Genomic DNA, 9,807 nt, shown 5'->3' with positions numbered 1-9,807 from the left:
GGTCCGGGCGGGTGAGTGTGGTCGGGATGGTCTGCTACCGGTCCGGCTACACCCCCGACCTGAACCAGCCCGAAAGAGTATCTGATCCCATCTGAAACGCGCAACCGCGCCGATCGGCTCCTTCGACGACAGCACCGGGGGTTTGTGCTGTCCATCGACAACCGCCGCCGCAGGTTGGCAACATCGAGCTTCTCGACCCGCTCACGTGCCCGGTCCCGCTCGGCCCGTGCCGCGCCCAACTCCGTCTCGTGAGGCTCGGCCGCGTCCGCCACGGCCCGCCGCAGCCGTTCGTTCGTCGCGGCCAGCTTGTCGTTCACCGCCCGGGCCGCGACCTACTCGCCGGCCAGCTCCTCGGCTGCCGCAAGACGCGGCCCCACGACACGGACGGGTCAGCCACGACCCATGATCCTCCACGTCCAACCACCAGGACCAAGCAACGAGCCCAACGTACCTCCCCAATACAAACCCCAAAGTCAGCGGGCTACGGCCGCCCACCCTGAATGGACACGTCCCATGCTCCTGGCGGACGGCATCGGGCCTCTTCCCGGCAAGGCATACCCGTCGTACGCCCTGGCTGGTACGGAGAGTTATCGCACGACGACCTCAAACGCGTTCTAAGGGGACGGCGTTCAAGGGTGGAACCAGAACTTTGATCTAGTCTGCTACCTGCGCAAACAGTGGTCGCATGATGAAACATTCATCCCGGGTATCCGAGCAGGGGCCGAGATATTTACCGGTGCGGCCCGGCGAGTCAGTGGCAGAGCGTGAGGCCCTCGACAAACCTGGCAATTTGGACGGTTGTTTTTAGGCAAACTCCACGGAGAAGGATTGCGAGGACAAAGCTTGCGAGGCGCGGGGTATCGGTGCTAGCGTGAGGTCCGTCTCATGGGCATCGTTCTGTCTTTTCGGATCTTCTTGAGGGGGGTTCCGTGAGGGGCCATCCAGAAGGCCGCCATAAAGATCTTCGCTGGGGGCTTCGAACTATGGTGGTCTAGACGTCCATTATTCGTTCCTCCTTACGTTTCCTCGATTCCCGCTCTCACCTTCGGCCCGCCCGTGAGACAGCACGGATTTTTACTGCCGGCCGTCACCCACATTATTTGTCGACTGTAGGTGCCAACCCTAGTGCGATTAATACTCATGTGTAATCAAATTCGTTGTTGTTTGGTAATCTTTTGCTCTTCGTCAAGGTTCATGAAGACGCTCAAGATCAACCATGAGGCGTCACCTGGGTGACCACGTTGAGCGGCCGAAGTTGGTGTGGACACCGGTCCCGAGCCCGGATGGCGTTCCGGGCCAGGCCTGGTCGATACCCACCCGTTCGGCCCGGGTGCCCACCGGGCCCGTGGACCTTCGGCCCTCCTGCCGGGAAGCCCGCCGGAGCGCCTTTCACCTGGCCTTCGTCACGAGGGAGTCTTTCGGCTCAAGCCTCGCGGATAGTTCTCATCCATCCACGCCAGAGTTACCCGTAAATTTATCCCTTGGAACTCTTCAGGAAGGAAGAGCACGTGATTTCTGAAAACGGGACGGAAGGGCGCGGAGGCGATGGCTGGTCCTATCTGAGAAAACTGCTGAACGAACTACAGAACACCACCGTTGAGCTACTGCCGATAAATTCACTCACCACCTCCGAGTCGCTTCGCGTGGCCGGCGAGGTCGGGCATCATGTCAAGATACTGGCCGAGACGGAAGCCGTGTTGCCGCCGATCATCGTGCATCGGGGATCGATGAGGGTGGTCGATGGAATCCACCGGCTACGGGCCGCCGCGATTCGTGGTGAGGAAGATATCAGGGTGCAGTTCTTTGATGGCAACGTCGAAGACGCTTTTCTCCTGGCGGTCGCCGCAAACGTCACGCACGGCCTGCCGCTCACGATGGCGGATCGGGTGGCCGCTGCGAAGCGTATTATCGCGTGCCGTCCGCAGTGGTCGGACAGAGCTGTGGCCTCGGTAGTCGGAGTTTCCGCGAAAAAGGTCTCGGAAATCCGCCAGAGCCTGGCCGAAAGCGTCCCTCAGTTCACGAGCAGGATTGGTATGGATGGGCGTACGAGGCCGTTGAGCTTTGTGGAGGGCAGGGAGCGGGCCAGCGAACTGATCAAAGCAAATCCCGCCGCCTCTCTTCGGCAGATCGCAAGGGAAGCCGGGATCTCTCCGACTACGGTGGCGGACGTAAAGAATCGAGTTCTCCGGGGAGCAAGCCCGGTCCCCGTAAAGCAGCGGAACGTCGACACGGTGAACCTCAGGCGACGCATGGCGATGCGTAAAAACCTCAGCTCGGGACGAAAAGAGAGGAGATCGCTGGATGAACTTTTCTCTCTCTTTGATGTTCTGCGGAAGGATCCGTCACTGAGGTACAACGAGGTAGGAAGGATGGTGCTTCACGTCCTGAGCTACTGCACGGTCACGGCTCGGGAGAAAAAAAAGATCATCGAAAACGTTCCACCCCACTGCAGGGAAGCCATCGCCGATCTCTTCTCTGGGTATGCTGATATATGGTGCCTGCTCGCGGAGGAACTCCGGGACGGCGAGCATCGTGTCTCCTCGGAGGCAGAGTAGCGAAAGAGCGGATGTAGCGCCTCGATTTTTTGATACGGGGGCGATTTCGAAGGTTTGAGCCCGTCCATCAGCCGGCGTCGTCGGGAGGAGCCGGCGGAATACCACCGGTTGTACGCCGCGGTCTGCCGCAGATGGCCGAGCGGCAAGGATAGCCAGCCGCTGTTCAAGTGCCGAGATCGCGCGGTTGGACGATAGGAGAGGACTCACGGCGCCACGGCTGAGCGGACTGGACTCCCGCCAGGGGGGCTGGCCACCATCCTGGTGGACACCGGGATTCACCGGCATTGATCGCGCTGAATATGGGGCTCGCCGCGGCGGCAGGGAACCGTTCACCATGCTCGTTCTCATGGTGCTGATCACGATGTTCATCGCCGGCCTGATACTGGTGGCGCCGAGTCGCGGGGAACCAGCCGTACCAGCCGTACCAGCCGGGCAGGAGGCGGCGGAGTCGTTGTCGGAAGAATGTCCTTGACATTTATTTGAGAAAATTCGAAACTAGATTGAAAATTTGGTCAAGCGGGCTTAAAGGGCTCGGAAAAAATGGTGGGAGATGGCCGTGACAGATTCTGCGGAATTTGATGTGGTGGTCGTTGGCGGCGGACCCGCCGGCTCCACACTGGCCGCGCTGGTGGCCATGCAGGGGCATCGAGTCCTCGTCCTGGAGAAGGAGCACTTTCCGCGCTACCAGATCGGCGAGTCGCTGCTACCCTCCACTATCCACGGGGTCTGCCGGCTGACCGGCGCCGCCGACGAACTGGCCAAAGCCGGCTTCCCGCTCAAGCGCGGCGGTACCTTCAGATGGGGGGCCACCCCGGAGCCGTGGACGTTCGCCTTCTCGGTGTCGTCGCGGATGGCTGGGCCGACCTCGTTCGCCTATCAGGTTGAACGGTCGAAATTCGACGAGATTCTACTGCGGAACGCCCGCCGGGTCGGCGCCGAAGTACACGAGGGCTGCTCGGCCACCGACGTCATCGAGGACGGCGACCGGGTCGTCGGCATCCGCTACACCGACGACGGCGGCAACCGGCGTGAGGCGCGGGCCTCCTTCGTGGTCGACGCCACCGGCAACAAAAGCCGCATCTACCATCGGGTTGGCGGCACCCGGCAGTACTCGGAGTTCTTTCGCAGCCTGGCCCTGTTCGGCTACTTCGAGGGCGGCCGGCGGATGCCCGAGCCCAACCGGAACAACATCCTGTGTGTGGCCTTCGACAGCGGCTGGTTCTGGTACATCCCGCTGAGCGACACGCTGACCAGCGTCGGCGCGGTCGTACGGTCGGAAATGGCGGAGAAGGTCCAGGGTGACTCCGAGCAGGCCATGAAGGCGCTCATTGAGGAGTGCCCGATGATTTCGGATTACCTCGCGCCGGCCAGGCGGGTCACCACCGGGCAGTACGGCCAGCTCCGGGTACGCAAGGACTACTCCTATCATCAGACGACGTTCTGGCGTCCCGGGATGGTTTTGGTCGGCGACGCCGCGTGCTTTGTGGACCCGGTGTTCTCCTCCGGCGTGCACCTCGCGACCTACAGCGCGCTGCTCGCGGCCCGGTCCATCAACAGCGTCCTCGCCGAGATTGTGGACGAGAAGACCGCTATGCAGGAGTTCGAGGCCCGCTACCGCCGAGAGTACGGCGTGTTCTACGAGTTTCTGGTGTCGTTCTACGAGATGCATCACAGCGAGGACTCCTACTTCTGGCAGGCCAAGAAGGTCACCGGGAACAGCCAGCCCGAGCTGGAGGCATTCGTCGAGCTGATCGGCGGCGTGTCGTCGGGGGAATCCGCGCTGACCGACGCCGACGCCCTGGCCCTCCGGCTGCAGGCCAACACCGCCGACTTCACTACCGCGGTCGACGCGCTCGTGGCCAACAACAGCGAGAGCATGGTGCCGTTCATGAAGTCGCAGGTGATCCGCGGGGTCATGCACGAGGGCTCGCAGATGCAGATGCGCGCGCTGCTCGGTGAGGACGCCGAGCCGGAGACCCCGCTGTTCCCCGGCGGTCTGGTCTCGTCGGCTGACGGCATGTTCTGGCTGCCCGCCGACGCTTAGGCCAGCCGTACCGGTCGCGTCCAAAAGCAACCGGCCCACACATGGTGGACCATGTGTGGGCCGGTTGTCTGTGTGGGCCGGTTGGTTCTGTGGATGTCAGCCCAGTACGATGGCGCCGCTGGTGCGTGCCAGTTCTACGGCCTTGTGCCAGTTCCACGGCTCGGCTCCGTGCCGTGCCGGGCACCACCTCGGCCGCGTGCCGTCAGCCACCGTGGGTGTAACCCGAGTGAAGAGAAGATGCAGAGTACCCGGAATCGGAATCGGATTCGGACCGATATTCGGGGCTCTTTCAGGAAGTCAGTTTCCGTCGCTGGGCCACGGAGTGATCCCGTGAACGATTATATCGCTCCAACCGTTCTTGCCGACTGTCGAAAAGGCATCCGATGGTGCTGGCGAAAAATTTCTGGACGCCATTGTTGTGAGTCTGGATCCGAGTGACGCTGCGGGTATGACTGTGCGAGCGATCCGCGGTGCCACGCAGGTCGGGGCGAACGCGCGAGAGGACATCTTCGAGGCGACGATCGAGCTGGTCACCGAGGTGCTCATCCGCAACGGGCTGGTGACCGACGACGTGATCAGTGTGCTGTTCACCGCGACCTCGGATCTGGACGCCGAGTTCCCCGCGCTGGCCGCCAGGAAGGCTGGTTTCCACACGGTACCGATGATCTGCGCCAGCGAGATCGGTGTGCCCGGGGCGCTGCCGCGCGTCGTACGGCTGATGGCGCATGTGGAGGTCGACGGGGCGCGCCCGCCGATCAGGCATGTGTATCTGCGCGGCGCGAGCGCGCTGCGCCCTGATCTGGCGCAGTGATCTCGGAGGCTGGGATGACCGCGTTGACGCTCGGCGACTACGAGAACCTGGCCCGGGCCCGGCTGGACCGTCCGGTCTGGGACTTCTGCGCGGGCGGCGCCGGGGAGGAACGGACGCTCGCGGCTAACACGGCGGCATTTGACGACGTCCGGCTGCGGCCAACCGTGCTGCGCGGCGCGCCCGACCCCGACATCGCCACCAGGATCTTCGGTGACCGGTGGGCGGCGCCGCTGGCTGTCGCCCCGATGGCCTTCCACACGCTGGCTCACCCAGATGGGGAACTGGCCACGGTACGGGCCGCCACCTCGGTCGGGATGCCCGTCGTCGTCTCCACCATGGCCGGGCGCCGCTTCGAGGAGCTGGTCTCGGCCGCAGGTTCCCCGCTGTGGCTCCAGGTGTACTGCTTCCGTGACCGCTTCCGGACGCAGCGGCTGATCGAACACGGGGAGCGGGCGGGCATGAATGCGCTGGTTCTCACCGTTGACGCGCCCCGGCTTGGCCGCCGGCTGCGCGACGTGCGCAACGACTTCCGGCTGCCTCCGGGTATCGTGCCGGTCAACCTCGACGGGGATGGCTTCTCCTCGCCCGCCGCGCACGCCAGCGCCGAGCTCGACCCGACCCTGGACTGGTCGGTGATCGACTGGCTGCGGTCGATCAGCTCGTTGCCGGTGCTGGTCAAGGGCATCCTGACGGCCTCGGACGCGGAACGGGCGGTACGTGCGGGGGTGGACGGCATCGTGGTCTCCAACCACGGGGGCCGCCAGCTTGACGGTGTCCCCGCGACCTTCGAGGTACTCCCGGAGATCGTGGCGGCGGTGGCGGGAAGTTGCCCGGTCCTGGTCGATGGTGGCATCCGGCGGGGCCGGGACGTGCTGGCCTGCCTGGCGGCGGGGGCCGCCGCAGTGCTCGTGGGCCGGCCAGTCCTCCATGGCCTGGCGGTCGGCGGGCAGGAAGGCGCAGCTCATGTGCTGGGCATTCTCATCGAGGAACTCACCGACGCGATGACCCTCACCGGCACACCTTCGCTGGCCGACATCCATCCCGGCCTCATTGGGCGCTGATACGGCTCACCGTGAGTTTTCGGCAGTTGGACAGTGGTTGCCGCAAACTCCGCTAGGTACGGTTGAACCGATACCGCGGCCACTACTTCGGGTCCCGTGTTTAGGAGGTCGGTGATGACGCTCGGAGCTCCGGGCCCCATGATGATCCGCGGGGTGGGTGGTGACCGACCGATTACCCGGCAGCAGATCAGGCCGGGTACAATGCGCCGGATCCTGCCTTATGCCAAGCCTTATCGGTGGCGCCTGGTGCTGCTGCTGGCAGCCGGGTCACTCGAGGCCGCGAGTATTGCGGCCAATCCACTGCTACTCAAGTTCCTCATCGACGACGGCATTTTGAAGGAGAACACCAGGCTGGTCGTCGTAGTCGCCTCGGTCGTCGCGGCACTCGCCCTTCTGGATGCCTTTCTGGGAATCGCTCAGCGGATGCTCTCCGCGCGATTTGGCGAGCAGATAATCTATGATCTGCGGACCCGGGTCTTCGCCCACGTGCAGCGGCAGCCGATCGCTTTCTTCACTCGGGCGCAGACCGGCTCGCTGGTCAGCCGGCTGAACACCGACGTGATCGAGGCGCAGCAGGCGATGTCGCAGTTGCTGACCGTGTTGGTGTCCAGCGCGCTGTCGCTGGTCCTGGTGATAGTCACGATGTTCTACCTGTCGTGGGTCGTGACGATAGTCGTGCTCGCGCTCGTCCCGTGCTTCATGCTGCCGGCCCGGGTCGTCGGCCGCAGGCTGCAGCGGTATGCCCGGGAGGGCATGCAGCTCAATGCCGAGATGAGCACGATGATGAACGAGCGCTTCAACGTGGCGGGCGCGATCCTCGTCAAGCTCTACGGCGAGCCCGCGACCGAGAGCAGGCAGTTCGAGGACCGGGCGGCGCGGGTCCGCGATATCAACGTGCGGACCGCCGTATATGGGCGGGTGTTTTTCGTCGCGATGACGATGGTGGCCTCGCTCGCCACCGCGGCGGTCTATGGCATCGGCGGTGTTCTGGTCATCCACGACGACTTCCAGCTCGGCACCCTTGCCGCCTTCGCGGTCCTGCTCAACCGGCTGTACGGCCCGATCAACCAGCTCTCCAACATCCAGCTCAACGTGCTGACCGCGCTGGTGAGCTTCGACCGGGTCTTCGAGGTACTCGACCTGCGGCCGCTCGTCGCCGAACGCCCCGGCGCGATCGCGCTGCCGTCCGCCTCGTCGGCCGCGCCGGAGATCGAGTTCGACGAGGTGTCGTTCCGCTACCCAACCGCCGACGAGGTGTCACTCGCCTCGCTCGAATCGATCGCGCTGCCGTCCGCCGAGCGCACCGGGACCACCGCGATGGTGCTGGATCGGATCAGCTTCCGGGCTCCGGCGGGGAAGCTCACCGCGCTGGTCGGCCACTCGGGCGCCGGGAAGAGCACGATCACCCATCTGGTCTCCCGGTTGTACGACCCGATCGCTGGGACAGTCTGGATCGATGGTCACGACCTGCGGGACCTCACGCTGAAATCACTGCGTGACACGGTCGGGGTGGTTACCCAGGACGCGCACATGTTCCACGACACCATCGGGCGGAACCTGGCGTATGCCAAGCCTGACGCGACCGACGAGGAGATCGTGCGGGCGTGCCAGGGCGCGCAGATCTGGAATCTGATCTCCTCGCTGCCGCACGGCCTGGACACCGTCGTCGGGGATCGCGGCTACCGGCTGTCCGGCGGTGAGAAGCAGCGGCTGGCGCTGGCCCGGCTGCTGCTGAAGGCGCCGTCGATCGTGGTGCTCGACGAGGCCACCGCTCACCTGGACTCCGAGTCCGAAGCCGCCGTCCAACGGGCCCTGAAGAGCGCGCTGGCAGGCCGTACCTCCCTGGTGATCGCGCACCGGCTGTCGACCATCCGCGAGGCCGACCAGATCCTGGTGATCGACGCGGGCGGTGTCCGCGAGCAGGGCTCGCACGAAGATCTGCTGGCGGCGGGCGGGCTCTATGCGGAGTTGTACTTCACCCAGTTCGCCGGGCAGGCGACGGACTCGGTCGACGACAGGGTCGGCGCCTGACGTCCTTCTTGCTGAACCTTCGCGGAACTCGAGAGGAGAAGCACGGTGGCTCAGTTGGAGATAGAGGATCTGTGGCCGCTGTCGCCGTTGCAGGAAGGGCTTCTCTTCCACGCCCTGTATGACGAGCAGGGCTCCGACGTCTACGCGTTGCAGGCCGTACTGGACATCGAGGGTCCGCTCGACGCCGCGATCCTGCGGCAGTCCGGCCAGCGGCTGCTGGACCGGCATGCCAACCTGCGGGCCGGGTTCCGGCAGCCCGCGGCGCTGGACCAGCCGGTACAGGTGATTGCCAGGCAGGTGGAGCTGCCCTGGTCGGAGACGGACCTGTCGGGGCTGCCGGAAGCCACGGCACAGGTGCGGGCCGGCGAGGCGACGGCCGAGGAGCACGGCCGCCGGTTTGACCCGGCTGCGCCGCCGTTGCTGCGCTTCCTGCTGATCCGGTTCGGCGCGCGGCGGCATCGATTGGTGATCACAGTCCACCACATTCTGCTGGACGGCTGGTCGCTGTCGGTGCTGCTGCGTGAGCTGTTCGCCGTGTACCGGAGCGGTGGGCGACTGAACGGGTTGCCGCCGGTGAGGCCCTACCGGGATCACCTGGCCTGGCTGGGGCAACAGGATCGGGAACAGGCCCGCACGGCGTGGCAGGAGGAGCTGGCCGGGGTCGACGGGCCGACACTCGTCGCTGCGGTCGATCCGGCGCAGGCCTCGCCGGAACCCGGTCGGGTGCGCTTCTCGGTGAGTGAGGAGCTGACGGCGGCGCTGCGCGGCCTGGCCCGCGGTCATGGGCTGACGTTGAACACCCTGATCCAGGGCGTATGGGCGATGCTGGTCAGCCGGTTGGCCGGGCGCTCGGATGTGGTGTTGGGGGCGATGGTGGCCGGCCGTCCGCCCGAGTTGCCCGGTGTGGAGGACATGCTGGGGCTGTTCGTCAACACGGTGCCGGTGCGGGTGCCGCTGGACCCGAACCAGCCGGTGACCTCGATGCTGGCGGCCCTGCAGGACCGGCAGTCGGCTCTGATCGCTCACCAGTACCTGGGGCTGGCCGAGATCCAGCGGCTGGCCGGTGCGGGGGCGACCTTCGACACGCTGTTCGCCTACGAGAGCTACCCATCCGATTCGCCCGGGCGGGCTCCGGGCGAGGACGGTCTCAAGATCAGTCAGGCGGTGGGCGGCCTTGAGGCGACTCACTACCCGCTCAGCCTCACCGTGCTGCCCGACGAGCGGCTCGGCTTCCGCATGACGCACCGGCCGGACGTCTTCTCGCGTGAGGCGGCCGAGGGCTTCGCCCGGTCCCTGGTGGAGCTG

At 65.3% G+C, this 9,807-nt stretch carries 6 protein-coding genes and 1 pseudogene; 6 read left to right on the top strand and 1 reads right to left on the bottom strand.

Annotated features, from left to right (window positions below):
- Nucleotides 1-105: 105 nt before the first annotated feature.
- Nucleotides 106-329 (bottom strand): annotated as a pseudogene (locus AC08OO_RS14040) (IS66-like element ISFsp11 family transposase); the annotation flags it as partial.
- A gap of 1,179 nt (nucleotides 330-1,508) precedes the next feature.
- Here AC08OO_RS14040 and AC08OO_RS14035 point away from each other — a divergent pair.
- The 6 genes from AC08OO_RS14035 to AC08OO_RS14010 form a co-directional block, all read left to right on the top strand.
- Nucleotides 1,509-2,555, top strand: coding sequence for a ParB/RepB/Spo0J family partition protein (locus AC08OO_RS14035; protein ID WP_476618617.1), 1,047 nt, complete (start codon nucleotides 1,509-1,511; stop codon nucleotides 2,553-2,555).
- A 556-nt stretch (nucleotides 2,556-3,111) separates the two neighbouring features.
- A complete protein-coding gene (locus tag AC08OO_RS14030) occupies nucleotides 3,112-4,599 on the top strand; it encodes a tryptophan 7-halogenase (protein WP_476610277.1) in 1,488 nt (495 codons plus the stop codon).
- Between the two features lie 448 nt (nucleotides 4,600-5,047).
- Nucleotides 5,048-5,410, top strand: coding sequence for a chorismate mutase (gene aroH, locus AC08OO_RS14025; RefSeq protein WP_476610276.1), 363 nt, complete (start codon nucleotides 5,048-5,050; stop codon nucleotides 5,408-5,410).
- Between the two features lie 14 nt (nucleotides 5,411-5,424).
- Nucleotides 5,425-6,471 carry an alpha-hydroxy acid oxidase gene (locus AC08OO_RS14020; RefSeq protein WP_476610275.1) on the top strand — a complete coding sequence of 349 codons (1,047 nt, stop codon included), beginning with the start codon at nucleotides 5,425-5,427 and terminating at the stop codon, nucleotides 6,469-6,471.
- Between the two features lie 114 nt (nucleotides 6,472-6,585).
- A complete protein-coding gene (locus AC08OO_RS14015; protein WP_476610274.1) occupies nucleotides 6,586-8,502 on the top strand; it encodes an ABC transporter ATP-binding protein in 1,917 nt (638 codons plus the stop codon).
- Nucleotides 8,503-8,547: 45 nt separating this feature from the next.
- Nucleotides 8,548-9,807, top strand: a 1,260-nt coding sequence (locus AC08OO_RS14010; protein ID WP_476618616.1) for a condensation domain-containing protein, incomplete at its 3' end; no start/stop codon positions are given.

It is taken from the genome of Frankia sp. CeCAU1 (assembly GCF_977971845.1).
This window is presented reverse-complemented; position numbering and strand designations above follow the sequence as displayed.